This is a genomic window from Nocardioides secundeburneus (assembly GCF_039939255.1).
In the GTDB taxonomy this organism is placed as follows: Bacteria; Actinomycetota; Actinomycetes; order Propionibacteriales; family Nocardioidaceae; genus Nocardioides.
Genome location: NZ_JBDUUE010000001.1, coordinates 407,261 through 432,649, shown reverse-complemented (window position 1 = coordinate 432,649; position 25,389 = coordinate 407,261). Strand labels below are relative to the sequence as shown.

16 protein-coding genes are annotated in these 25,389 nt (G+C 74.3%); 10 read left to right on the top strand and 6 right to left on the bottom strand.

Annotated features, from left to right (window positions below):
• Positions 1-14 precede the first annotated feature (14 nt).
• The 3 genes from ABFT23_RS01905 (at position 15) to ABFT23_RS01895 (ending at position 10,825) form a co-directional block, all read left to right on the top strand.
• A complete protein-coding gene (locus tag ABFT23_RS01905) occupies positions 15-986 on the top strand; it encodes an acetaldehyde dehydrogenase (acetylating) (RefSeq protein WP_347892171.1) in 972 nt (323 codons plus the stop codon).
• Complete coding sequence (gene dmpG / locus ABFT23_RS01900) at positions 983-1,984, top strand: 4-hydroxy-2-oxovalerate aldolase (RefSeq protein ID WP_347892170.1); 1,002 nt, start codon at positions 983-985, stop codon at positions 1,982-1,984. The genes ABFT23_RS01905 and dmpG overlap by 4 nt, the downstream gene beginning before the upstream one ends.
• A gap of 177 nt (positions 1,985-2,161) precedes the next feature.
• The gene (locus ABFT23_RS01895) at positions 2,162-10,825 is read left to right on the top strand and encodes a hypothetical protein (protein WP_347892169.1); all 8,664 of its coding nucleotides are present in this window, start codon (positions 2,162-2,164) and stop codon (positions 10,823-10,825) included.
• Between the two features lie 97 nt (positions 10,826-10,922).
• Here the strand turns inward: ABFT23_RS01895 and ABFT23_RS01890 are convergent, their stop codons facing one another.
• The gene (locus tag ABFT23_RS01890) at positions 10,923-11,381 is read right to left on the bottom strand and encodes a universal stress protein (protein WP_347892168.1); all 459 of its coding nucleotides are present in this window, start codon (positions 11,379-11,381) and stop codon (positions 10,923-10,925) included.
• A 178-nt stretch (positions 11,382-11,559) separates the two neighbouring features.
• Between ABFT23_RS01890 and ABFT23_RS01885 the strand changes: the two genes are divergently transcribed.
• From ABFT23_RS01885 to ABFT23_RS01865, 5 genes are all read left to right on the top strand, one after another.
• A complete protein-coding gene (locus ABFT23_RS01885) occupies positions 11,560-13,563 on the top strand; it encodes an ATP-binding protein (RefSeq protein ID WP_347892166.1) in 2,004 nt (667 codons plus the stop codon).
• A gap of 68 nt (positions 13,564-13,631) precedes the next feature.
• Positions 13,632-15,275, top strand: a complete 1,644-nt coding sequence (locus ABFT23_RS01880; RefSeq protein WP_347892164.1) for a hypothetical protein — start codon at positions 13,632-13,634, stop codon at positions 15,273-15,275.
• Between the two features lie 238 nt (positions 15,276-15,513).
• Positions 15,514-16,308 (top strand): heliorhodopsin HeR, encoded by a 795-nt coding sequence (gene heR, locus ABFT23_RS01875; protein ID WP_347892163.1) that lies wholly within the window; start codon positions 15,514-15,516, stop codon positions 16,306-16,308.
• 34 nt (positions 16,309-16,342) lie between these two features.
• A complete protein-coding gene (locus ABFT23_RS01870; RefSeq protein WP_347892162.1) occupies positions 16,343-16,516 on the top strand; it encodes a hypothetical protein in 174 nt (57 codons plus the stop codon).
• Positions 16,517-16,608: 92 nt separating this feature from the next.
• Positions 16,609-16,905, top strand: coding sequence for a TraR/DksA family transcriptional regulator (locus ABFT23_RS01865; protein ID WP_347892160.1), 297 nt, complete (start codon positions 16,609-16,611; stop codon positions 16,903-16,905).
• 77 nt (positions 16,906-16,982) lie between these two features.
• On the opposite strand, the gene ABFT23_RS01860 is transcribed toward ABFT23_RS01865, so the two are convergent.
• Positions 16,983-18,077 carry a sugar phosphate isomerase/epimerase family protein gene (locus tag ABFT23_RS01860; protein ID WP_347892159.1) on the bottom strand — a complete coding sequence of 365 codons (1,095 nt, stop codon included), beginning with the start codon at positions 18,075-18,077 and terminating at the stop codon, positions 16,983-16,985.
• 295 nt (positions 18,078-18,372) lie between these two features.
• Here ABFT23_RS01860 and ABFT23_RS01855 point away from each other — a divergent pair, with 295 nt between their 5' ends.
• Positions 18,373-19,515, top strand: coding sequence for an LLM class flavin-dependent oxidoreductase (locus tag ABFT23_RS01855; protein ID WP_347892157.1), 1,143 nt, complete (start codon positions 18,373-18,375; stop codon positions 19,513-19,515).
• Positions 19,512-20,135: an FMN reductase gene (locus tag ABFT23_RS01850; RefSeq protein WP_347892155.1), complete on the top strand. Its 624-nt coding sequence runs from the start codon at positions 19,512-19,514 to the stop codon at positions 20,133-20,135. The genes ABFT23_RS01855 and ABFT23_RS01850 overlap by 4 nt, the downstream gene beginning before the upstream one ends.
• Before the next feature lie 23 nt (positions 20,136-20,158).
• Here the strand turns inward: ABFT23_RS01850 and ABFT23_RS01845 are convergent, their stop codons facing one another.
• The 4 genes from ABFT23_RS01845 to ABFT23_RS01830 form a co-directional block, all read right to left on the bottom strand.
• Positions 20,159-21,463: a serine/threonine-protein kinase gene (locus ABFT23_RS01845; protein WP_347892154.1), complete on the bottom strand. Its 1,305-nt coding sequence runs from the start codon at positions 21,461-21,463 to the stop codon at positions 20,159-20,161.
• 100 nt (positions 21,464-21,563) lie between these two features.
• Positions 21,564-23,144, bottom strand: a complete 1,581-nt coding sequence (locus ABFT23_RS01840) for a phospholipase D-like domain-containing protein (RefSeq protein WP_347892153.1) — start codon at positions 23,142-23,144, stop codon at positions 21,564-21,566.
• Positions 23,145-23,197: 53 nt separating this feature from the next.
• Complete coding sequence (locus ABFT23_RS01835) at positions 23,198-23,947, bottom strand: hypothetical protein (RefSeq protein WP_347892151.1); 750 nt, start codon at positions 23,945-23,947, stop codon at positions 23,198-23,200.
• A gap of 11 nt (positions 23,948-23,958) precedes the next feature.
• The gene (locus tag ABFT23_RS01830) at positions 23,959-25,338 is read right to left on the bottom strand and encodes a M14 family zinc carboxypeptidase (protein ID WP_347892150.1); all 1,380 of its coding nucleotides are present in this window, start codon (positions 25,336-25,338) and stop codon (positions 23,959-23,961) included.
• Positions 25,339-25,389 lie beyond the last annotated feature (51 nt).

Below are 25,389 nucleotides of genomic sequence, written 5' to 3'. Positions count from 1 at the left end.
ACAGGAGACCCCGCATGACCGTCAGCAGTACTCCCGCCCGCAGGACCAAGGTCGCCGTGATCGGCTCCGGCAACATCGGCACCGACCTGATGATCAAGGTGCTCCGGGTCTCCGAGCACCTCGAGATGGGAGCCATGGTCGGCATCGACCCCGACTCCGACGGCCTGGCCCGCGCCGCGAGGTTCGGCGTGCCCACCACTGCCGAGGGCATCGACGGGCTCATCGGGATGCCCGGCTTCGGCGACATCGACATCGTCTTCGACGCCACCTCGGCCCAGGCCCACCGTGCCAACGCCGACAAGCTCGCCACCCACGGCAAACGGCTCGTCGACCTCACCCCGGCCGCGATCGGCCCGTTCGTGGTGCCCGCGGTCAACCTCGACGAGCACCTCGACGCGCCGAACGTGAACATGGTGACCTGCGGCGGGCAGGCCACGATCCCGGTGGTGTCCGCGCTCGCGCGCGTCGTGCCCGTGCCGTACGCCGAGATCGTCGCCTCGATCTCGTCGAAGTCCGCCGGACCCGGCACCCGCGCCAACATCGACGAGTTCACCGAGACCACCTCGCACGCCATCGCCACCGTCGGCGGTGCCGGGCGCGGCAAGGCGATCATCATCCTCAACCCGGCCGAGCCGCCACTGATCATGCGCGACACCGTGCTCGCCCTGGTCGTCGCGCCCGACGAGACCGTGCACGAGGAGATCCGTTCGTCGGTCGAGACGATGGTCGCGGACGTCGCCGCCTACGTGCCCGGCTACCGGCTCAAGCAGCCGGTCCAGATCAACCCGATACCGCACGATCAACCGGTGCACACGCTGTCCGATGAAAGCCGGGTGACGCATCAGGTCTCGGTGTTCCTCGAGGTCGAGGGTGCCGCCCACTACCTGCCGGGCTACGCCGGCAACCTCGACATCATGACCAGCGCCGCCGTCCAGGTGGCCGAGCGCATCGCCCAGCGCTCCCACGAAGTGCAGGCCGTCCGATGACCCGCCTGTTCGTCCAGGACGTCACGCTGCGTGACGGGATGCACGCCGTCCGGCACCGCGTCGAGCCGACCAAGGTCGGCGAGATCGTCGCCGCCCTCGACGCCGCCGGTGTCGACGCGATCGAGGTCGCCCACGGCGACGGCCTCGCCGGCGGCAGCCTCAACTACGGCCCCGGCAGCCACACCGACTGGGAGTGGATCGAGGCCGCCGCCGCCAACATCACCGACGCCCGCCTCTCCACCCTGCTCCTGCCCGGCATCGGCACCATCGCCGAGCTGAGGGAGGTCTACGAGCGCGGCGTGAGGTCGGTGCGCGTCGCGACCCACTGCACCGAGGCCGACGTCTCGGCGCAGCACATCGCCACCGCCCGCGAGATCGGCATGGACGTCTCGGGGTTCTTGATGATGAGCCACATGAGCGACGCGCCGAGCCTGGCTCGACAGGCCAAGCTGATGGAGTCCTACGGCGCGCACTGCGTCTACGTCACCGACTCCGGCGGCCGGCTGATGATGGACGGCGTCCGCGAGCGGGTGCGCGCCTACCGCGACGTCCTCGACCCGGGTACCGAAGTCGGCATCCACGCCCACGAGAACCTCTCGCTCTCGGTGGCCAACTCGATGGCCGCCGTCGAGGAGGGCGTCACCCGGGTCGACGCGTCCCTGGCCGGCCAGGGCGCCGGCGCCGGGAACACCCCGCTCGAGGCGTTCGTCGCCGTGGCCGACCTCGAGGGCTGGACCCACGGCTGCGACCTGTTCGCGCTGCAGGACGCCGCCGACGACCTGGTTCGACCGCTCCAGGACCGGCCGGTGCGCGTCGACCGCGAGACGCTGACCCTCGGCTACGCCGGCGTCTACGGCTCGTTCCTGCGCCACGCCGAGACCGCCGCCGAGCGCCACGGCGTCGACGTCCGCACCCTGCTCGTCGAGGTCGGCCGTCGCGGCCTCGTCGGCGGGCAGGAGGACATGATCACCGACATCGCCCTCGACCTGACGTCCTGAGCCCGCCGTCCGGTGCTTGGCCGCCCGTTGTGCGGATAGTTGAACAAACAAGCGCTCCCTGTGGAAGGCTGTGCGTCGCGCGCCCACGCTCGTCCGATCGAGCGAGGGGCCCTGGGGAGGGAGCGAGGCTCGGCCGATGCCGGCCAGCCGTGCACCGGGACGACGGAAGAGCAACGCGTGCGCCTGCACCACCACGACGGTCGAACGACGACGCGACGGCGGGGGGTGGGACGTCGGTGGTCGCTCGGCCTGAGCACGCTGCTCGTCGCGACCCTGGTGGCCCTGGTGCCGATCGAGCGGGCCGCGGCGGCGGAGTCGCTGCGCGTGACCAAGTCCGCGACGCCGAACGTGCTGGTCGGTGGTCTGCTCGACGTCTCGGTCGTCGCGGCCAACAACGGTGACCAACCCGAGTACAACCTGACCTTCCGCGACCAGCTGCCCGCGGGCGTGACCTACGTCGGCGGCTCGACCCGGCCCGAGGCGGCCGGTGAGCCGCGGGTCGTCACCGGCACCGACGGGCGCCAGGTGCTGGTGTGGGAGAACGTCAGCGACCTGCCCGTCGGCGCCGAGCAGCGCCTCGACTTCCAGGTGCGGGCCAGCGCCACGGCGCACCCGGTGGGCAGCAGCTTCACCAACGTCGCGCAGGCCTACGCCAGCGCCGCCCCGCGCACCCTGCCGAAGTTCGACGCCGCGGGCACGTACACCTCCGGGGCGACGGTGCAGGGAGCCTCGGGCGCCGTGGCGTCGACGATCACCGCGATCACCGTCGACAAGTCCGAGCCGAGCCCCGAGCACGAGCTCGTGCGGGGCGTGCACCAGCACAGCACCCCCTACACGCTCACCGTCACCAACAACACCGAGCACGACACGCGCGACGTCGTCGTCGTCGACCACCTGCCCGCCCAGCTCGAGCTGCTCGGCTGCGGCACCGCCGACAACACGTCGGGCACGGTCGTGGAGTACCCCGGGGCACCGCGTCTCGACGTCTCGACGCCCGACGTGCCCTCGTGCGTGACGCCGTCCTCCGTCGACACGGTGGGGGACCCGGCCGGGCTGCCGGCCGGGGTCTACACGCGGACCGAGTGGCGCCTGGGCACGCTCGCCCCCGGGCAGGTCGTGCGCATCGTCTACCGCGCCGGCATCCCGCAGCGCGCGAACACCCTCACGTTCGCCGGTGGCCGCCCGTCGGCCGCCTCGGGCCGCCAGGCCGCCAACCTCGACAACAACACCGGCGCTCCCACGCGCGAGACGTCGGTCGAGCAGGTCGTCACCAACCGGGCCGCCGTGACCGCCACCTACACCGGCCCGGTCTCGCCCGGCACCTCGACCACGGTCGGCGACACCGACACGGTCAGCGTCACCGCGGAGGACCTCGCGGTGCACAAGAGCGTCTCGCCCGGCCAGTTCCGCCACGGCGGCATCGCCACCTACACCCTCGTCGTGCGCACGGGCGAGTACGCCGACGCCTCCGACGTCGTCATCACCGACGTGCTGCCCGACGGCCTGTGCCCGCTCGACGCCACCACGAACCACGCGCCGGGCAGCCCCGCGGCCTGCGCGCCGTCCAGCGCCGACGCGCCCTCGCTCGCCTACGACACCGTGACCAACGAGGCCGACGGCAGCACCCGCGTCGTGTTCCGGCCGGTCGCCCTCGACGCGAGCGGCACCCTGACGATCACCTACCGCGCGCGGATGCTCGCCTCGTACCGCGGCGGCGCGAGCGCGCCCACCGTGGCCGGCGACAGCTACACCAACCGGGTCTCGCTCGCCGGCGACACGACGACGCTCGCCACCGTCGACGCCCCCGGCGGAGTGCGCACCGAGCGCGTCGCCGACTCCTCCTCGGCCACGCTGACCAGCGACGCGCCGCGGCTGACCAAGCTCATCCAGCCGCGGTCGACGATGGACCCGGCCGCGTGCAGCACCCAGGCCGGCCAGTACGCCGACGCCGCCACGCTGGCAGCCGACCAGACGACCTTCGTCGAGGGCTCGCGGGTCTGCTTCCTGGTGCGGGTCGACTTCCCGACGGGCAACGAGACCCGCAACCCCGTGCTCACCGACATCCTGCCCGACCACCTCACGCTCGAGGGGGTCACGACCCTGGCCGGCAGCACCGTCGCCTCGTCCTTCGACGCCGCCACCTCGACGTGGCTGCTCGGCACCCCGCGCGACGGGCAGCGCTACGCCCCCGTCGGCGCGACCGCGCTGCTCGGCATCTCCGGCATCGTCGACCGCGCACCCACCACCACGCCCGACGTCGCGGGCAACCTGGCCAAGCTGACCTGGCAGAGCACCGCCGGCCGCGTCGGCTTCCTGCGGGCGCGCCAGGACTTCTCCATCGCGCCCCCGCCGCCGCTCGCGGTCACCAAGTCGGCCCTGCGGGTGACCGCGACCCCGCCCGGTGCCACCGGCCAGCTGCCCGACAGCGCCGCCCCGGGTGCCGCGCAGCGCATCCGCGCCGGCGACGTCGTCGAGTACGCCGTCGCGGTCCGCAACAACGGCACGGCCGCCAACCGCAACGCCGTCGACGTGCTCGGGCCCGACGTGTGGGACCGCCTGCCCCTCGGCATCCGGTGCGCCCAGGTCTCCGACATCAGCGACGGCGGCGTGTGCACCGACCCGAACGCCGCCGGTCACCCGACCTTCACCGACCGCGCCACGCGGTCGGCGATCCGGTGGGACCGGCCGCTCTCGGTGACCATCGCTCCCGGCGCGACGGCCTCGACCACCTACCGGGTGACGTTCCCGGACACCGTCTCGGCCACGCGCACCTACGTCAACAACGCAGCGGTGGCCTCCTACGAGACCCGCACCAACCGCGACACGACGGTGCCGCACCACCCGGCGTCCAACGTCGACACGACGGTCACCGCCGCCATGGTCGACGCCCCGCGCGCCGACGACTCGCACACGCTGGCCACGCCGGCCGCGGGCGTCACCAAGACCAACGACACCGGCGTCGACGACGCCGCGCAGGGCGCCGACCCCGCGGCGCTCAACTACGTGACGCCGGGCGAGACGGTCACCTACACGGTCGTCGGCACCGTCCCGGCGCGCACCAGCGTGCACAACGGCGTGCTCGCCGACCAGACGCCGGCCGGCATCAGCGTCCGCAGTGCCACCTTCCAGTACCAGGCCACCCCGAGCAGCCCGTGGACCGGCCTGCCCGCGGGCTATGCCGCGACCCTGCCCACCTCCGGCCCGCGCCTGGCGTTCCCGTCCGTCGTGACCGCCGGGGCCGAGGCCGTCTCGGTGCGCATCATCATCAGCGCCGTGGCCACGGCCGATGCGGCCAACGTGCACGGCGTCGTGCGCACGAACACCGCGCGCCTGACCTCGACCAGCGAGACCGGCGTCGCCCTGACCACGCAGTCGGCGTCGTCCGCCGTCACGCTCGTCGAGCCGTCGCCCGCGCCCACGAAGACGGCCGCCAACCGGACGCCGGGCGCCGGTGAGGTGGTGCGCTTCACCGTCACCGCCCGCAACGCCGATGCGACCAACGCCACGACGCTCGACCAGCGGCGCCCGGTGCTGCACGACGCCGTGCTCGTCGACTGCGTGCCCGCCGGCCTCACGGTGGTCACCGGCTCGCTCGCCACGACGACCGGCACCGCCGTCCTCGGCGCCGCCGGCACCGAGGGCTGCGCCGCCGACCGCGTCTCGATCCGCTGGCCCGTGGGTGACCTGGCCTGGCGCTCGACGGCGCAGGCCGCGGGTGCCGACCCCTGGCCCGTGCTGACCTACGACGTCACCGTCAGCCCCGCCGCCGCCGGCGGTGCGAGCTACCGCAACACCGCGCTGCTCAGCGGCTCGTCGATGCCCGGCGACAACCCCGCCGAGCGCGCCTACTCCCGCAGCGCCACCGAGACCCTGACGGTGCCCGGCAGCGCCCTGACCAAGACCGTCGACCGCCTGCGGGTGCCGGTCGGCGGCACCGCCGAGTTCACCCTGGCCGTGACACTCCCGGCCTCGGTCAACTTCTACGACACCACGGTCGTCGACACCCTGCCGGCCGGCATCTCGCCCGGCTCGGTGCAGCTGACCGGGTCGACCTGCACCTACGCCGACGCGACCGGCGGGCCCTGCACGACCGTCGTCGAGGCCGGCACCGAGCTGCCGGCGGTCGGCCGACGCCACGGCTGGGCCCTCGGCACGGTGACCGCCGACCCGCGACCGCGCCGTCTCGAGCTGCGCTACACCGTCGTCGTGGACGTCGTCGACGACAACGTCGCCGGCCGCGCCCTGACCAACAGTGCCGTCCTGTCGTGGAACCAGACCGACCGGCCCGGCACCCCCGCCGTCGACGCCGCCTTCGAGTCCTCCACGACCCCCGGCACGGCCACCCTGACCGTCACCGAGCCGTCGCTGTCGATCGCCAAGTCCGTCGACCTGCTCCGGCCCGTGCCGGGTGAGACGTTCACCTACACGGTGCGGGTCAGCAACGCCAGCGGCGTCAACGTCTCGACCGCCCGCAACGTGCGCGTCGTCGACACCGTGCCCGCCGGCGTGCGCGTCGTCGGCGCGCCCAGCGCCGGTGGCGTCGTCGCCCCTGGCTCGCCCGGCGGCGGCACGATCGCCTGGGAGCTGGCCCCCTTCGAGCCCGGCGAGGTCCGCGAGCTCACCTACTCCGCCCGGCTCACCAGCCCGCCGCCGACCACCTCGCAGGTCAACGTCGCCCGGATCGACAGCTACACCTCGACCACCGACGGCGGCCGCACCTACCAGGGCGGAGAGGCCACGGCGACCGTCCGGGCGGCACTGCCCGAGCTCACCCTGGACAAGACCGTGCTCGACGGCCCGCCGGCCTACCTCGGTGAGCCCACCCGCTGGCAGCTCGTCGTCACCAACACCGGCCCGGCCACCGCGCACGACGTCGACCTCGAGGACGTCCTGCCCACGGGCTGGACCTACGTCGACGGCTCGGCGCGCGTCTCGGTGGCCGGCGCCGCTGCCACCTCGCGCGAGCCCGTCGTGACGGGCGACCCCACGCAGACGCTGCGCTGGGACGACCTCGGCGACCTCGCCACCGGTGCGCGCATCGTCGTCGTGCTGAGCGCGGTGCCGCAGGCCTCGGCGCTCGTGCCCGACCGCGTCGGCGGCTCGGTCGCGCACGTCAACGCCGCCACCGCGACCGCGCAGGACCTCGAGGGTGCCGACGGCGCCGTCGTCACCACCGCCACCGACGACGCCCGCACCCGCATCGATGCGGCGGACCTGTCCGTCGTCAAGACCGCCGTCGGGACGCCGGTCGCGGGCGTCGACACGACCTGGACCATCCGGGTCGCCAATGCCGGTCCCGACACCGCCGTCGGCCCGTTCACCGTCACCGACACGCCGCCCCTGGACGGCGCCACCGCGGCCGGAGCGGGCTGGACCTGCTCGACCACGACCGGCGCCGGTCCGGACACCGTCACCTGCGGGCGCACCGACCCCACGGCCACCCTGGCCGCGGGCGCCTCCTTCCCGGCCATCGCGGTCACCGCGCGCGTCCCGGCGGACACCGTCCCCGGCACCACGCTGGTCAACGACGTCGAGGTCGAGGCCCGCACCCACGACGCCGACCTCGACGACAACACCGACGAGGCGACCTCGACGGTGACGACCGTGGCCGACCTGGGCGTCGCCAAGGAGCTGGTCGGCGACCTCGTGCCCGGCACCACGGCCGCCTACCGGATCACCGCCCGCAACGACGGGCCGTCGTGGGCCCACGGCGCCGTCGTCGTGCGCGACACGCTCCCGGCCGGGCTGACCTACGCCTCGCACACCGGCGCCGGCTGGAGCCTCGTGCGTGACGGCCAGGAGCTGACCTTCACCTGGACCGGGGAGGCCCCGGTCCCGGTGGGCCCGCTGCCCGCCATCACGGTCGTGGTCGACGTCGCCGGCGACGTCACCGGCTCGGTGACCAACACCGCCACGGTCACCGAGCCCAGCGACCCGACGTCCGGCCCGGAGTCGCCCGACAGCGACAGCGACACCAGCACCGCCCGGCCGAGCGCCGACCTCGGTGTCGCCAAGGCGAGCGTCGGCGACGTGCTCGCCGGCCGCCGCGCGACCTACGAGGTCACCGTGACCAACTTCGGCCCGTCCGACGCCGCCGGGCCGGTGACGGTGACCGACACGCTGCCCGACGAGCTGACCTACGTCGCGGTCGAGTCCGTGACCGCCGGCGACGCCTGGTCGTGCTCGGCCGCCGGCCAGGAGGTCACCTGCACCCTGCCGGGCGGGCTGGCCGACGAGGACTCCAGCGCGCTGCGCCTGCGGGTCGACGTCGACGAGGCCTTGACCGGCGACGTCGTCAACACCGCGACCGTCACGTCGCCCACCCCCGACCCCAACCCGGGCAACGACACCGACACCGACGACTCGGGCGTCACCGTCGAGGCCGACCTCGAGATCGTCAAGACCCTCACCACCTCGCCCGTGGTGGCGGGCGAGCGGGTCACCTACGAGCTGGCGGTGACCAACAACGGCCCGGCCACCTCACCCGGCCCGATCGTGGTCACCGACCTGCTCGCCGACGACCTCACCTTCGTCAGCGCCTCCGGCGCCGGGTGGTCGTGCGCCGAGGTCGACCAGCAGGTGACCTGCGAGCGGGCCGGCAGCCTGGCCTCCGGCGTCGCGGCCGGCGTCGTCACGCTGGTCGCCGCGCTCGACTCCGACGCCGGCGGCACCACGCTGGTCAACCGCGCCAACGTCGACGGCCCCGCCACCGACCCCTTCCCGGGCACCAGCACCGACGACGCCGGCGCCGTGGTCACCGACGACGCCGACGTCTCGCTCACCAAGACCGTCACCGGTCCCGACCCGGTGCGCGCCGGCGAGCGGGTCGGGTTCCGCATCGTCGTCGACAACGCCGGGCCCTCCGACGCCCGCGACGTCGTCGTCACCGACCTGCTGCCGGCCGGGCTGAGCCTGGTCGAGGCCGGCGGCGCCGGCTGGCAGTGCCAGGACGCCGTGTGCTCGCGCGAGCGCGTCGTGGCCGGGCAGTCGTCGCCGCCGCTCGACGTCGTCGCGCTCGTGGGCGCCGGCGTGCCCGACGGCACCGTGCTCACCAACCGCGCCTCGGTCGTCACCAGCACCCCCGGCGACGACCCCGACGACAACGCCGACCAGGCCGACGTCGACGTGGTCGCCGAGGCCGACCTGGTCCTGACCAAGTCGCACGCGACCGGGGCCGCGACCGCCGGCGAGCCGACGACCTACACCGTCGAGGTCCGCAACGACGGCCCGTCGGACGCCGTCGGCCCGATCACGGTCGTCGACACGCTCCCCGGCGTGGCCTCCTACCTCTCGGCCGGGGCCCCGTGGACCTGCACCCCGGGTCCGGCGCCGGCCACCGACGAGATCGAGTGCGTGCTGGCCCAGGGCCTGCCCGCCGGCACCACGGCCCCCGCGCTCGAGCTGCAGGTGCTCGTGGCCGCCTCGGCCGACGAGGGCACCGTGACCAACACCGCCACGGCCTCCTCGCCGACCACCGACCCCGAGCCGGGCAACGACACCGACACCGCCGACGTCGAGGTGACCCAGCGCGCCGAGGTGTCGATCACCAAGAGCCACACCGGCCCGGTCCGCGTCGGGGACCCGCTCGAGTTCACCCTCGAGGTCACCAACGCCGGTCCGTCGGAGGCGCGCGACGTCGTCGTCGTCGACGACCTGCCCGTCGGGCTCGACCTGGTGGAGGCGCAGGGCACCGGCTGGACCTGTGCCCCCGACGCCGGCACCCGGGCCGTCAGCTGCGAGCTCGCCGCCCCGTTGGCCCCCGGCACGACGTCGGAGCCGATCACGGTCACCACCACGGTGGGGCCCGAGGCGTATCCGGGCGTCGACAACGTCGCCACGGTGACCACCTCGACGACCGACACCGACCCGGACGACGACCGCGCCGTCGACCCGGTCGTCGTCCCGGCGCTCGTCGACCTGGCGATCGACAAGACCCATCGCGACCGGCTGGTCGTGGGTGAGCAGGCCACCTACGACCTCGTGGTCTCCAACGCCGGCCCGACGCCGGCGCCCGGCCCGCTGACCGTCACCGACACCCTGCCCGCCGGCCTGACCCCGGTCTCGGCGACGGGCGAGGGGTGGTCGTGCGAGGTCGTCGGCCAGGACGTCGTCTGCACCCGCGCCGACGCGCTCGACGTCGGGGCCACCAGCGCGGTCGCCCTCGTCGTCGACGTGCTGGCCTCGGCCCACCCGCGGGTCGTCAACACCGCCGCGGTGAGCAGCCCGTCGGAGGACGTCGACCCGAGCAACGACGCCGACACCGACGAGGCCGCCGTCACCCCGACGGTGGTGCTCGAGCTCGACAAGAGCGTGGCCGAGGTGCGGGGCACCCGGGTCGCCTACCTGCTCACCGTCACCAACGCCGGGCCGAGCGACACCGTGCGCGAGGTCCGGCTGCGCGACCCGCTGCCCACCGGCCTGCGGTTGCTCGACGTCAGGGGCGCGGGGTGGTCGTGCACGAGCGCGCCGCGGTTGGCGTCGTGCTCCTACGCGGGCGTGCTCGCTGCCGGTGCCTCCACGACGGTGCGGCTGGACGCCGAGGTGGTCGCGTTCGACGGAGAGGTCCGCAACGTGGCCACCGTGCGCGGTGGCGGGGCCGAGGCGCCGGCCGACGGCGCGGCCGTCGTCGACGTGCCCGACCCCGACGCCGGCGGCGACCCCGGCACCGAGGCACCGCAGGCCGGCGGTGGCTCGGACGACGCAGGCCCCGTCGGCGGGCTGCTGCCGGACACCGGAGGCTTCGCCCTGTGGCTCCTGCTCGTCGCGGTCGCCGCGCTCGCGGCCGGCGTCGTCCTGCTCACGCGCCGTCGGCGCGGCGAGGCGCGTCACCGGTCCGGCTAGCCCGACCTCCGGGGGCGGGTGACACCCGCCCTCGGGGGTCGGCAGTGCGGAGGCCGCGCCGAGGGGGCGGGCCCGGATCAGGCGATCGGGGCGTGGTTCACGGCACGACGGTCACGGGCCAGCGACGCAGCCGCATCAGCTGGACCGGGAGCGGACCGCCCGGCCGGTAGTAGGCGTGGGGGCGCGAGGAGCCCACGACCAGCAGGCCGGCGCGGACCTCGTCGGCGACGTCGGTGAGCACCTTCAGCGGCGTGCCCGCCCGGATGACCAGCTCGACCCGCACGGACCAGGGCCGGGCAGCGATGCGGTCGCGGATGTGCTGCTCCACGGCGTCGAGGCTCTCCACGGCGGCCGCGCCCATGCCGGGCGCGACGGCGGAGGTGTTCGCGCCCAGGTACCTGGCGAACACCACGACCAGCCTGCTCTGCTCACGTCGGGCGACCCCCGCCGCGTAGGACGCCGCGCGCTCGGACGTCACCGAGCCGTCGACCCCCACCACGACGGTGTGCGGTCCGTCGCGTCCGAGCTCGAACTCGGTCGCGGCGTCGGGTTCCACGCCCTGCACCCTGCCAGATGGCGCCCGACGGGGCTCCTCGACGGGCGCGGACGGTGCCGTCGTGTCGTGGCTGATCCGGGCGTTGTCGCCGCACGCTCAGGACAGTTGTCAGAAACCGTCTCGGGGGTGCGCGAGCTCGGGTAACTTTCGGAACATGCCGCCTCGATTGGGTGCTCTCGTGGAGCCGATCGAGGCAGCCTTGCGCCGACGGTCCGAGCTCGCCCATGACGAGACGGCTGCCGCGCTGGTGGAGCTGCTGCGTGCCGACCACGTGAGCTCCGATGCCGCAGGAGCCGGGCCGAGCGATCCCGGCGCGGTCGGGGCTGGGGCGCTCGACCTGCTCGCTGCGGTCTTCGCCCTGGACGAGCTCGAGACGTCCTTGCTGCTGATCGCCGCCAGCGTCGAGCTCGATCCCCGGTTCGGTGCCGTGGTGGGACTGCTCCTCGGCAACCCGGACCGGGTGCGGCCGACCGTCGGCCTGGCCCTCGAGCTCTGCGGCCGCGGGTCGTCGTCCGCCGACGCCCGTCGACTGCTGGGGCCGACGGCGGCGCTGCGGCACCACCGTCTGCTGGCAGTCGACGGCGCGGCGCCGATGCCGCTGCGCGATCTGCGTGTACCTGATCGGGTGGTCGGGCACCTGCTGGACGACGCGAGCATCGAGGAGACGCTGGCCACCTTGACCGTCGAGGTCGCGGGTCGGACCGATGACGGCTCGGCCGCACTGGCCCGGGCCTTCGATGCGGGCGTGCGGCTCGGTCACGTGCGGTCGGCCCCGGGCACCGCCGGCTTGGCCTGCGCCGGAGGCGCCTTCGACCAGCTCGAGATCGGCACCCTCGCGATCGACCTCGGACGTCGGTCTCGGCGGGCGGACCCGGTCGAGCTGGTGGCCCTGGCCGTGCGAGAGGCGGGCCTTCGCGGCGCCGGCCTGCTGCTCGCTGGCGCGGACGACGAGGTCCGGGACGACCGGACCCTGCTCGCGACCCTTGAGGGCGCAGCGGTCCCGGTCGTGGTCGTCGACGACGTCGCGTGGGGGCCGGAGTGGGTGCGCGGGCCGTTGCTGACCGTGACCGCCACCGAGCTCACCCGGCCGGAGCGGGCCGAGATCTGGGCGTCTGCGCTCTCGGACAGACCCGAGGGCGCGTCCACCGGCCGCGACGAGACCGTGCCGTGGTCCGACCTGCTGTCGCTGCGCATGACGCCCGAGGAGATCTCGGCGGTGGTCCGGACGGCGGCCGTCGACTCGGTCGCGGCCGGCGAGCCGCCCTCGGTCGCGCGCCTTCGCCGGGCCGCGCGCAGCCACCGGGCTGTCGATGTCGAGCAGAGCGCACACCGGGTGGTGCCGCGAGCGACGCTGTCCGACCTCGTGCTGCCGCCGACCACCCGGCGGTCGGTGGAGGAGCTGGTGGCGTGGGCACGCCACCGCGAGACGCTGCTCGGTCACGGACAGCTGGCCGGCAAGGGGAGCAAGGGCCACGGGCTGACCGCGCTCTTCACCGGTGCGCCGGGGACCGGCAAGACCCTCGCTGCCGAGGCCATCGCCGGGGAGCTGGGGCTCGAGCTCTGCACCGTCGACCTGTCGGCCGTGGTCGACAAGTACATCGGCGAGACGGAGAAGAACCTCGAGAAGGTCATCAGCGCCGCCGAGACCCTCAACGTCGTCCTCTTCTTCGACGAGGCCGACGCCCTGTTCGGCTCTCGCGCCGCGGTCGGCGACGCCCGGGACCGCTACGCCAACCAGGAGGTCTCCTACCTGCTTCAGCGCATCGAGCGGTTCCAGGGTCTCGCCCTCATGGCCACCAACTTCCGCGGCAACATCGACGCCGCGTTCACCCGTCGTCTGCACCACGTCGTCGACTTCGCCGAACCCGACGAGGCGACCCGGCGGCTGCTGTGGCTGGCCCACCTCCAGGAGGTCCCGGTCCTCGATGCGAACGACCCCATCGACGTCGACTGGCTCGCTCGCCACGTCGAGCTCCCTGGCGGCAACGTGCGCAGCATCGTCCTGGCGGCCACCTTCCTCGCCAGCGAGCACATCAGCGGCCTCGATGCCGGTCCGGTGGGCATGGCGCACGTCGTCCGAGCAGTCGCTCGCGAGTTCCAGAAGCTCGGCCGTCGCCCACCGCAGCTGCCGACGTCCGCTGCCGGGGCCGGCGCCGAGCGGACGAGGGAGAACGCGTCATGAGGCCGGGGCGCGCCCCCGCCAAGACCCGGCCGACAACGTCTGCCGCGCCTGACCTGGAGGCCCCGACGATGACCGCCGCCGAGCCGTCCGGGCTCCCTACCGCCGCGCTCGTCGTCCCCGGTCTCGCCCACGACTCGCCCCAGCCACCGCCGATCCGACGGATGAAGCGGGGACGCAGACAGGGCGGATCGGGGGAGGAGTCGACGGCCAAGAAGCGGGCGCTGCCCTCATCGGTCGGCGCGTCCGGCGGCGCCGACGCGCAGGCTGCCCAGGCGCCGGGGGTCTCGGGTTCGGACACCTCGACCGACGTGGAGATGACCACGAGCGACCCGGTGTCCGACGACGTCGAGATGCACACGACGTCGCCCGAGGAGGATGCGGCGGCAGCCGTCGCCGTGGACCCTGACCTGGTCGACGCCGACCTCACCGCGGAACAGAAGTCGAGGGTGACGGCGCTGCGTGCCCCGATCAAGCCCTTCCTGCTCCCCAACGGCGAGTCGGTGCTCGGCCGGCCCACGGGACCGGGCTGGCCGGTGAGGTTCTACGGCACGTGTGCCGCGTTCGTCGGCCTCGCCGGCTCGGCCGCCGATGCCGTGCGGGACGCCGAGGCGACCGCAGCGCGACCCGATGCCGGCGCGGCCGAGGCGGAGGAGCTCGCCGAGGCCCGGAAGATCGACTCGAAGGTGGCCGCCGCCGTCACCGGCCTCCAGGAGGCGATCGCCGACCTGGCCACCCGCTCGAACAAGCTCCTCGAGCTGCGCGCCGCCATCGGCCGCAAGCGGAATCACGCGACCCGACCCGCCGAGGTGGCGGCCGTCGCGGCACTGCGGACGGCGTTCATCGAGCACGACGACAAGATCGCCGACCTCTACGCCGAACTCTTCCCGATCTGCTCCAACTTCTCCGCCGTGGGCCGAGCGCACGACCTGGGCGACGCCGTGGACTCCGGCACGGGTCACGAGATGGGCTACCTCAAGGGTGCCGAGTTCGACGACATGCCGACCGACTGGCACACGAAGTTCAACAAGTCTGCCGCGACCTCCCCCGACGCCGTGCCCGCGAAGAAGCCCGCCATGGCGAAGAAGTGGAACGGCAAGACGGCCGAGCAGTACGAGGCTGCCCTCGCCACGCCACCCAAGGAGCAGAAGTTCACCCGAGCCACACCGAAGGATCGTGAGGGCGGCCAGCTCAAGGCGATGCAGGAGTGCAGCGCCGCCAACTTCGCCGAGCTGGCGGGGATCGACCGGCACGACCAGACCCGGTGGGAGTGGCTGCACGTCATGGCGGCCTCGCTGGGCGGCGAGACCTCTCCCAAGAACCTGGTCCTCGGCACCCGCGACGCCAACACCCACATGATGGTCTACGAGTCGCACCTGTCGCAGATGGCGGCCATGGTCGGGGCGAGCAAGAAGTACAAGAAGCTCGACGCGGCGTTCAAGCTCGTCGCGAGCAGCGACGCTCGGTCGTTGCCGCACCGGGTCGAGGCGATCGTGATCGAGTGGGAGGTCAAGCCGGGGCCGACCCCGCCCGGCGGAACCGCGGCGAAACCGCTCAAGGGCAAGGCGACGTTCGACGTCCTGGACTTCTCGGCCAACATCGCCAAGGCCGAGGTGCGGGTGATGGCGGCGCAGCTGAAGGAGTACCGCACCAAACTCGACCCGCAGTCCGCGGCCGTCGTACCGGCGGTCGTGGCTCCCCCGACGTCGATGTGACCGGGTCAGCCCGCCCGGCCGAAGCCGAACGGGTGCAGGCCCACCACCTCCGAGAGGGTCGTCATCGACCAGGGAGGAGGCCACGAGGGCGCTGGCGTGGAGCATCGGGTTCGGAGGACGAGCGCCGTCCGCTCGTCGTCTCCACGCCGACCCGGCGACTGCAGCCGTCCGCAGACGGCGCCGATTCCGCTCTGGCGGGTGATCGTCGCCGAGGTGCGCAGGCCCTAGCGTGCTCGTCATGCAGCATCGAGCGGGATCGTCCGACAGCGCCACGACCGCCACGGGCGTCGACGACGCCGCCCTGACCGGCCTGCGGCGGTGGAACCTGGGTCTGGGGGTCCTGCACGCCGTCCAGGCGGTCGCCGTGCTGGTGCTCGCCACCGACTTCGCCATCTCCGTCATCGCCTCCTACGCGCAGGGCCCGCCGGGCACCGAGCTCGCCGAGCCGGAGACGGTCGTCGACGTGCGCATCGGCTGGGCCATCGCGGCCTTCCTGCTCCTCGCCGCGATCGACCACGTGGCGACCGCGACGGTGGTACGCCGCCGTTACGAGGCCGACCTGCGGCGTGGGCTGAACGCGTTCCGCTGGGTCGAGTACTCCGTCAGCGCGACGATCATGATCGTCCTCATCGCCTTCTACAACGGGATCGTCGAGGTCTCGGCGGTCTTCGGGATCATCGGGGCGAACGTCGCGATGATCCTGTTCGGGTGGCTCCAGGAGCTGATGAACCCGCCCGGCCGGGCCACCACCACGATGCTCCCGTTCTGGTTCGGGTGCGTCGCGGGAGCGGCGCCGTGGGTGGCGATCACCTGGAACCTCGTCGCGGCCCGGGAGGACGTGCCCGGTTTCGTGTTCGGGATCTTCGTGTCGCTCTTCGTGTTCTTCATGAGCTTCGGGGTCAACCAGTGGCTGCAGTACCGGCAGGTCGGCCCGTGGCGCAGCTACGCCTTCGGGGAGCGGGCCTACCTCGTGCTGAGCCTGGTCGCGAAGTCGGCCCTGGCCTGGCAGATCTTCGCGGGTTCGCTGGTCTGAACCCCGGTGGTCGCCGGGCCACTAGGGTGGCCCCGTGAGCAACGCGGAGGTGGAGGTGCGCGCCGTGTCGAGCGAGCCCGTCCACGTGCCGTCGGGCGCCGTGCTGCTCGCGGTCCGGTTGAGCGAGGAGGCCCACGGCATCCGCGGTCTCGACGTGCTGCGCCGCAGCGTCGACCGTGCGCCGCCGGCCGAGCACCGACGTCCCTGACGTCACGCCGGCGCGTCGAGCCCTCGACGTGTCTCCACGCCGTCGTGGGCACCGTGCCCACGGGGGCGATCGCGCTCACCCGAGGACATTCCATGACCGACACCCGCTCCACCGCCCTGCCCGCACACCTGCACGACGAGCTGGTCCGCGCCGCCCGGCGGCGCACCGACCAGCTGGCGGCGCTCCCGCCCTTCGAGGGCGACCTGGTCGCCGAGGCCCATCGAGCCAGCGTGGCCCGGATCCTCGAGGAGATCTCCGCCGCCCTCGCGCGGTGGGAGGACGGCACCTACGGCCGCTGCACCGGCTGCGGCCGACCGATCCCCGTCGAGCGGCTCGAGCTGCGGGTGTGGGCGGCGCACTGCGTCCGCTGCGCCGCGCCCGCCCGATGAGCCGGAGAGCCTGAGCCGGCGCGAACGCGAACGGCCCCGACCCTGCGCGAGGCAGGGCCGGGGCCGTTCGTCGTGGCTCAGCCGCGCAGGGCCGCCATCGCCTCGATGCTGATCCGGGCGTTGTCGAGCGAGCCGTTGCCGTAGGTGCCGTTGTCCATCTCGAACATCGGGTTGGCGTAGTTGCGCTTGTCGACGCGGCGGAAGAACGACTGGTAGTCGATGTCGCCCTGGCCGAGCGGCACCATGTCGTAGCCCGAGTCGGCCGTGGGCACGTTGTTGCCGTCCTTGGCGTGGAAGAGCGGGTAGCGCTGGGCGTGGCGCGAGACGAGGAGCGCGGGGTCGAAGATGTTGCGGGCCTCGGATCCGTCGGGTGCGACGTAGTCGGTGTGCTTGAACTGCGCGACGTGGGCCCAGTAGACGTCCATCTCGAGCCAGACGTGCTTCGGGTCGGTGACGCCGAGGAAGTACTCGAGCTTGCGGACGCCGGTCGAGCGGGTCATCGCGCCGGCGCCGTCGGGGCTGTCGAGCAGGAAGCCGTAGGCGCCGTCGTGGTTGTGCGTGTAGAGCTTCAGCCCGTGGTTGCGCATCGCGCGCTCGCCGAGGACGTTCCAGCGGTCGGCGGCGGTGTCCCACTCGGCCTTCGTGCTGCCGCCGGTCGGGTCGCCGCCGGTGCCGACGTGCTTCATGCCGAGGATCGTGGCGATCTCGCAGGTGCGGTCGAAGTCGGCCAGCGAGGCCGCGGTGATCTCCGACGGCACCGAGCCGTGGTTGCCCTGCGCGACGATGCCGAAGTTGTCGAGCCAGCGCTTGAGCTGCCGCGCGCCCTGCACCGTGCCGAGGTTCGCCCCGCCGGGGGCGTTGGCGTGCTGGGTGTAGCCGGCGAACTCGACCTGGCGGTAGCCGACCTCGCTGAGGTACTTCAGCACCTCGCGGAAGCCGGACGGCTGGTCGGTGGTGCCGGGGTCGCGCGTGATCACGTCGCGCACCGTGTAGAGGATGATGCCGCGCCGCGGCGGCGGCACGAGTGCCCGGTCGGGCACGGCGGACGCCGGGGAGGCGATCGTGGTCGCGGCGCCGACGGCGCCCGCGGTGGCCAGGCCCATCGAGGCGGCGAGGGTCTGGCGGCGGGAGAGGCCGAGGCGGCGGCCGAACCGGGCCTGGTCGTCGGACATCGGGGCAGGCTGGGAGGAGGTGGGCCGGATGGACAAGATGACTCCAATGGCGGTGAGTGGGGCGGCACGCCCGACCGCGGTCGCGCGGTCCGTGCTGCCCTCCGAGATGTCTCGACGTTAGGTCCGTCACACCCGGTTGGTCAATCGGCAGGCGATCTTTCGCAACCTGACGGCGAAAGTGCGGCGGCGGTATGCCGGTGGAGCCGGTCGCCGGAATAGTTGACGTGTCACGTAAGTTCTGGCGGGTGACAGCGCCGCCCGGCCGGGACGGCGATCCAGCACCCCGGAGGTCACCATGCAGATCGGCATCTTCTCGGTCGGCGACGTCACCACCGACCCGACGACGGGTCGCACCCCGAGCGAGCACGAGCGCATCAAGGCCACGGTCGCCATCGCGAGGAAGGCCGAGGAGGTCGGGCTCGACGTGTTCGCCACGGGCGAGCACCACAACCCGCCCTTCATCTCCTCCAACCCGACCGCGACCCTGGCCTACATCGGCGCCCAGACCGGGCGCATCGTGCTCTCGACCGCCACGACGCTGATCACCACCACCGACCCGGTGCTCATCGCCGAGGACTACGCCAAGATCCAGCACCTCACCGACGGCCGTGTCGACCTGATGATGGGCCGCGGCAACACCGGCCCCGTCTACCCGTGGTTCGGCAAGGACATCCGCCAGGGCATCAACCTGGCCGTCGAGAACTACGCGCTGCTGCACCGGCTCTGGCGCGAGGACGTCGTCGACTGGTCCGGGCGGTTCCGCACCCCGCTGCAGGGCTACACCGCCACGCCACGGCCCCTCGACGGCGTCCCGCCCTTCGTGTGGCACGGCTCGATCCGCAGCCCCGAGATCGCCGAGCAGGCGGCCTACTACGGCGACGGCTTCTTCCACAACCACATCTTCTGGCCGGCCTCGCACACCCGGCAGATGGTCGACCTCTACCGCCGCCGGTGGGAGCATCACGGCCACGGCCCGGCCGACACGGCCATCGTCGGCCTCGGCGGGCAGTTCTTCATGCGCCGCAACAGCCAGGACGCCATCGCTGAGTTCCGGCCCTACTTCGACAACGCGCCGGTCTACGGCCACGGCCCGTCGATGGAGGACTTCACCGCCCAGACGCCGCTGACCGTCGGCTCGCCCCAGCAGGTGCTCGAGCGCACCCTGTCGTTCCGCGACTACGCCGGGCACTACCAGCGCCAGCTGTTCCTGGTCGACCACGCCGGCCTCCCGCTCAAGACCGTGCTCGAGCAGCTCGACCTGCTCGGCGAGATCCTGCCGGCGATGCGCGCCGGGTTCGCCGAGGGCCGTCCGGCCCACGTGCCCGACGCGCCGACCCACCAGAGCCTGGTGGCGGCCGCGGGCGGCGCCGTCGGCCACGCCGTGCACGCCGTCGACGACGTCACCGGCCGGGCCCCCGCCGAGGCGGTGTCGGCATGACGACCATCGCGGTCGTCTCGGCGGGACTGTCGAACCCGTCGTCGACCCGGCTCCTCGCCGACCGGCTCACCGCGGCCACCGTCGAGGCGCTCGAGGAGGTCGAGATCGTCCAGGTCGAGCTGCGCGACCTCGCCCACGACCTCACCGACCACCTGCTGACCGGTTTCCCCTCGGCCCGCCTGGCCGACGTCCTGGCCCGGGTGGGCGCGGCCGACGGGCTGATCGCGGTCACCCCCGTGTTCAGCGCCTCCTACTCGGGGCTGTTCAAGACGTTCTTCGACGTGCTCGAGCCGGGCGCGCTCGACGGCACGCCCGTGCTCGTCGCGGCCACCGCGGGCACCGCCCGGCACTCGCTCGTGCTCGACCACGCGATCCGGCCGCTGTTCACCTACCTGCGGGCCGTCGTCGTGCCGACCGGGGTGTTCGCCGCCACCGACGACTTCGGCGCCGACGGCACCGACCTCGACGCGCGCATCGCGCGGGCCGCGGGCGAGCTGGCCCGCCTGGCCGGCAAGGTCGCGTCTCCCGACGCCACCGGCACCCGGCGCCGCACGGTCGACGACGAGCTGATCGATCCGACGCCGTTCGAGGAGCTCCTGGCGCGCGCCCAGCGCGTCTGACCCGGTCGAGCCCCGGCCACGCCCTAGGGCCGCTTGCCGCCCTTGCCCTTCGGGCCGCCCTTGCCGGGCCCGCCCGGCGGGCCACCCTTGTCCTTCGGTCCGCCCTTGTCCTTCGGACCCTTGCCCGGGCCCGCCGGAGCGGGTGGCGCCGTGGTCTGCGGCGCAGCGGGCGGGGCGGTGGTGGTGGCCTCGGCGGCCGGCTCGGCCGTGCGGTCACCGGCCGGGGACGACGACGGCGACGCGGGCTGCGCGGGTGACGAGGACGTCGAGGCCGGGCTCGGCTCGTCGCCTCCGGCGGGCTCGTCGCCCGCACGGGTGCCGAGCAGGGTCGCCGCGCCCAGGACGGCGAGCACGCCGAGGGCGGCCAGCGCGACCACGCCGCGACGCCGTCGTCGCCCGGGCGGCGGCGCGAACGCGGGCATCGCCGGCAGGACGGCCGTGGCCGACGTCGCGCCGACCCCGGCCGGGGCCGGCATCGCCACGGTCCCGGTCGCGGCGAGCGGGGCCGTGGCCACCGCGTCGCGTGCGGCCAGCGCGCGCAGGCGGGTCGCGACGTCGTCGGCCGAGGGACGATCGCCGGCCGGGCGCGCGGTGCACGCCGCGACCAGCGCACCCCAGCCGGGTGGGAGCGACGCCGGGATGTCGGGGCCGCGGTGCAGACGGGCCAGCGCCGCCTCGACCGCCGGGCCGGGGAAGGCCCGTCGTCCGGTCAGGCCCTCGAGGAGCAGGAGTCCGAGGGCGTAGACGTCGCTCGCCGTGGTCACGGACTCGCCCGCCACCTGCTCCGGGGCGATGTAGGCGGCGGTGCCGACGGCGTGCCCGGTCATCGTGAGGGCCGCCTCGTCGTCGAGCAGCCGGGCGATGCCGAAGTCGCTCAGCCGGGCGCGTCCGGTGGCGTCGAGCAGCACGTTGGAGGGCTTGACGTCGCGGTGCACGATGCCGTGGGCGTGGGCGTGGGCCAGTGCGTCGGCGACCTGCGCGCCGACGGTGGCCAGCCGGGCCGGGACGACGGGGCCCCGGGCCAGCAGGTCGGCCAGGGTCTCGCCCTCGACCAGCTCGAGCGCCAGCCACGGGACCTCGTGGTCGTCGCGGTGCTCGACACCGGCGTCGAGCACCGTGACGACGTGCGGGTGCGAGAGGCGCGCGAGCAGTCGCGCCTCGGCCTCGAACCGCGTGCGGTCGACGACGTCGGTGGTGCGCAGCACCTTGATCGCCACGTCGCGGCCGAGCACGGTGTCGTGGGCGCGGCGCACCTCGGCCATGCCGCCCCGCCCGAGCACCTCGCCGAGCTCGTAGCGGTCGCCGAGGCGGGTCGTCGGCTCGCTCATCGTGCACCTCCGTCAGGGCTCGCCCGAGGCTAGCCCGTGGTGCCGGCCCCGCCCTCGCTCGCCGGGGTGGTCCGACCGCGGCCGGGCGGGGACGACGGGGTCACAGCTGCCTCGTGCCCCGCATGCGGCGGGGCCGGCCGTCGGGGTTGTGCACGAGCTCGAGCACCAGGCTGGCCGCGGGCCGGAGCAGGTCGTGCTGGGGGTCGCGCGGCAGGCGCCGCAGGTGGCCGGGCGGCCGGGAGCCGTGACGGCCGCCCCGGTGCCAGGCGTCGAGCCGGTCGGCGGCCTCACCGAACGTGGTGAACATGTCGGCGCCGTCGTCGCAGTCGGCGACCAGCGACGGCGCGGCGTCCACGGCCGAGGGGTCGAGCCGGCCGAGGTGCTCGGCCGCCAGCTGCAGGCGCAGGCGGCGCGCGTAGGCGGTGTCGATGACGGCGGCGGTCAGCTCGGAGTCGTGGGTCCACGACCGGCGGTTGAAGTTGTCCGAGCCGGTGGAGGCCCACTCGTCGTCGACGATGGTGACCTTGGCGTGCACGTAGACCGGCACCGAGGCGGTGTTCTCGAGCGTGAAGGCCGCGACCCGTCCGGGCGCGGTGCGGTGGAGCGAGTCGATCGCGCGGCCCCGCGCCAGCAGCTGGGCGGCACGGTTGAGGCCGGTCTTGTCGGGGTGGCGCGGCAAGACGATCATCAGGCGCAGCTCGGGCTTGGCCGCGAGCTCCTCGGCGAACAGGTCGGCGACCTCGTCGCCCCAGAAGTACTGGTCCTCGACGTAGACGAAGCGCTCGGCGCGGGCAATCGCCTTGCGGTAGCCGCGGCCCACGCTCCGCTCGCCCTGGGGGGCGAAGGGGTGCGCGCGTCCGGCCCGGAGGGCGGGGTAGGTGCGCAGCAGCTGGACGGTGTGCGAGCCGGCGGTGGGCGGTGGCGGCTGCTGGTCCGGGAGCCGGGAGTCCTCGGTCTCGACCGGGCGCAGCGCGTCGGCCACCCGGCGCCACGGCAGCCGGGTCAGCGGCGTGGGGTCCTCCCACCGCTCGCGGAAGACGGTCTCGACGCCGTGCACGACGGGGCCGCGCAGCTCGAGCTGCACGTCGTGCCAGGGCGCGTGCTCGCCGTACTCGGGGGTCAGCGGGCGGCCCTGCGGGTCGCCGTGGTGGGCCGGGGAGTCGCGGCGGTTGTGGGCGAGGTCGATGCCGCCGAGGAAGGCGACGTCGTCGGCCGGACGGTCACGGTGCCGGACGACGACGAACTTCTGGTGGTGCGAGCCGCTCGGGCGCACCCGCATGTCGAGCTGCACCGGCACCCCGCGTCGTCCGAGCTGCTCGCCCAGGCGGCGGTTCTGGGCGGCGAAGAAGCCGATCAGGTCGGTGTGCGAGCGCCACACCAGGCCGCGCACGTCGACGCCGCGGCGACGCGCCTCGACCAGCACGGTCAGCACGTCGGTGCCGTCGGCCTCGCCCAGCCGCTGCCGGGCGTCGCCCTGCCAGTCGGTGAACCACACCAGGTCGCCCGGGCCGGTCGCCTCGATGCACGCGAGCAGCCGGGCGAAGTAGGCCTCGCCGTCGACGAGCGGCTCGGCCAGGTTGCCGGTCGACCACGCCTCGCCGGGTGCGCAGGTGTCGTCGATCCGGGTCGCGGGGTTGCCGCGTTCGGCCCGCGTGAGCAGCCACTGGGCCGGTTCGGTCACCCCCGCACCCTCCCAGGCGCGCGATGCCCCGGGCGTGGCGGGTCCAGCGGCGCCTACCGCTCCTCCGTCAGCACCCGCCGGACGGCGTCCAGCGCCCCCAGGTCGGCGGCCGACCCGCGGGCGCCCAGGGCCAGGACGCCGACGGCGCCGACGAGGCCGACGGCGGGTGCGGCCGCACCCAGCACGGGGGCGAGCAGCGCGCCGACGGCGAGCAGGTGGGCGCCGCCGCAGGCGGCGATGCCGACCCTGACCAGTGCCGCCGGGCGCAGGGCGAGCACGGCGGCGCGCACGTCGTCGGAACGCGCCGCACCGTGGGCGACCACGGCCTCGAGCGCCTGCTGCTCGGCGCGACGGGCGGCGGCGAGCGCGACGACCACGAGCACGACGCCGAGCACGGCCAGCACGACGGCCAGCACCAGGCGCCCGGTGTACTGCCCGTCCGGGGTGAGCGGGCGGCGGATCCCGGGTTCGAGGCGCGGCATCAGCAGCGCGACGACGAGCGGGAGGAGACCCACGACGAGGGCCGTCGACAGCCAGGACTGCTGACGGCGCAGGGCGGAGCCGGCCGGGTCGTCGTGCTCGGGACCCAGCTGCGGGGGCGCGGGGTCGGAAGATCGACCACCCGCGGCCCGGCTCGCGACCAGCACCGCGGCACCGACGGTGGCGCAGCCGGTCGCGGTCAGCGCGGCCGGCAGGAGCCGCAGCTCGACGTCGTGGGCCTCGGCGTGCCCGGCGACGGCCAGCAGGGAGACCAGCACGACAGGCAGGCCGACGAGCGCGCCGCGACCCCCGGCACGCGCCACGACGAGGCGCGTCACAGCCGCCCGGCCAGGTGGGCCGCGGCCGCGATCGTGGCGGCGTACTGCACCGTGACGAGGTCGCCGATCGGGATCGGGTCGTGCTGCACCGCGACGGCGTCGTCGGCGACCCACGCCTCGTAGGTCGCGCCCAGGTCGGCGGCGTGGCGCCGGACGGGCTCGCGCACGTTGCCCAGCGCGATCTCGCCCTGCAGGGCGCGGACGACCATGCCGCCGAACCTCAGCCGGAAGGCGTGCAGCTGGGTGACGAGCGACGCGGCCTCGGCCACCGTCGCCTCGCGGTCGGACGACGCCACGCCGGCCCGGGCGAGGGCGTGCTCGCCGTAGCCGCGCATCGCCCGGCCGAACGCCGAGCCGGCGAGCCACAGCGGGGAGGTGGGGGCCAGCAGCGCCCCGGTCACGTCGTCGATCGCGGTGGTCAGTCGGTCGCCGAGGTCGACGAGGCCGTCGCCGAGCTCGGTGAGGGCGTCGGCGTAGTGGGTGCCGGACGGCGCGTCGTCGGCCACGCTCGGGTCGGCCCAGTAGGGCAGCTCGGAGAGGATCGTGAGCGTGCCGTGCCGCGCTGCGTACATCGAGGTGCTCGCGCCGTGCGGCGGCCACGGCAGGCCGTGCTCGCTCAGCCGGGCGTGGAAGGTCGGGGCGTCGGGGGCGTGGTGCACGGCGTCGTCGAGGCGGACGTCGACCGGCGACTCGGGCTCGCCGCGGTCGAGCGGGATGCCGACCGTGCCCGGCACGGCCTGCAGCACCCGGTGCAGGGCCGGCTCGGCGCGGCTGAGGTAGTAGTAGGCGCCGCCGACCTCGCTGTTGTGCAGCGAGGCGAGCAGCGCCGGGCGGTGCTCGTCGATGAGGCCCATGAGGGCCCGGGTCTCGGCGATCGGCTCGTCGAAGACGACGTCGCCGATCGCGACGGGGAACGTCCACTCGACCTGCTCGACGCCGGCCGGGCGGTAGAAGTGGCGGGCGTAGCAGGCCCGCTCGAAGGGTCCGGCCAGCCAGCCCTCGTTGAGCCGCAGGCCGTCGGGGTCGATGCAGGCCACCACGTGCCAGCGGTGGCCGAGCCGCGCCCGCAGGTCGGCGTCGGTGGTCAGGCGGGCGGCCAGGTGCAGCGCGGTCAGGCCGCCGATCGGCTCGTTGGGGTGCGGCAGCCCGACCACGAGCGCGTCCGGTGCCGGGGCGTCCGCCGGAACGTCGTCGATGGTCAGGCACCACAGCGCCTCGCCCTGGCGCGACGTCCCGATCCGGCGCAGCGTGGCGACGTCGGGGTGCGCCGCCGCCAGGCGCTCGAGCCCGGCGACGAGGGCGTCGACGCCGAGGAAGGCGTCGTACGACGGCACGGTGGCGAGCTCGTCGGTCAGCCAGGCCGGCAGGTCGCTCATGGGAGCAGCCTCTCGCACGGCGGCTTTCGACCGGCTTTCCACCTGGCCGGC

Bases quoted from the DNA above. Each gene is read 5' to 3' on its own strand.
- ABFT23_RS01860 (WP_347892159.1), bottom strand. From the start codon at position 18,077: ATGTCCGACGACCAGGCCCGGTTCGGCCGCCGCCTCGGCCTCTCCCGC.
- ABFT23_RS01865 (WP_347892160.1), top strand. From the start codon at position 16,609: ATGACCGACACCCGCTCCACCGCCCTGCCCGCACACCTGCACGACGAG.
- dmpG (WP_347892170.1), top strand. From the start codon at position 983: ATGACCCGCCTGTTCGTCCAGGACGTCACGCTGCGTGACGGGATGCAC.
- ABFT23_RS01855 (WP_347892157.1), top strand. From the start codon at position 18,373: ATGCAGATCGGCATCTTCTCGGTCGGCGACGTCACCACCGACCCGACG.
- ABFT23_RS01845 (WP_347892154.1), bottom strand. From the start codon at position 21,463: ATGAGCGAGCCGACGACCCGCCTCGGCGACCGCTACGAGCTCGGCGAG.
- ABFT23_RS01850 (WP_347892155.1), top strand. From the start codon at position 19,512: ATGACGACCATCGCGGTCGTCTCGGCGGGACTGTCGAACCCGTCGTCG.
- ABFT23_RS01905 (WP_347892171.1), top strand. From the start codon at position 15: ATGACCGTCAGCAGTACTCCCGCCCGCAGGACCAAGGTCGCCGTGATC.
- heR (WP_347892163.1), top strand. From the start codon at position 15,514: ATGCAGCATCGAGCGGGATCGTCCGACAGCGCCACGACCGCCACGGGC.
- ABFT23_RS01880 (WP_347892164.1), top strand. From the start codon at position 13,632: ATGACCGCCGCCGAGCCGTCCGGGCTCCCTACCGCCGCGCTCGTCGTC.
- ABFT23_RS01830 (WP_347892150.1), bottom strand. From the start codon at position 25,338: ATGAGCGACCTGCCGGCCTGGCTGACCGACGAGCTCGCCACCGTGCCG.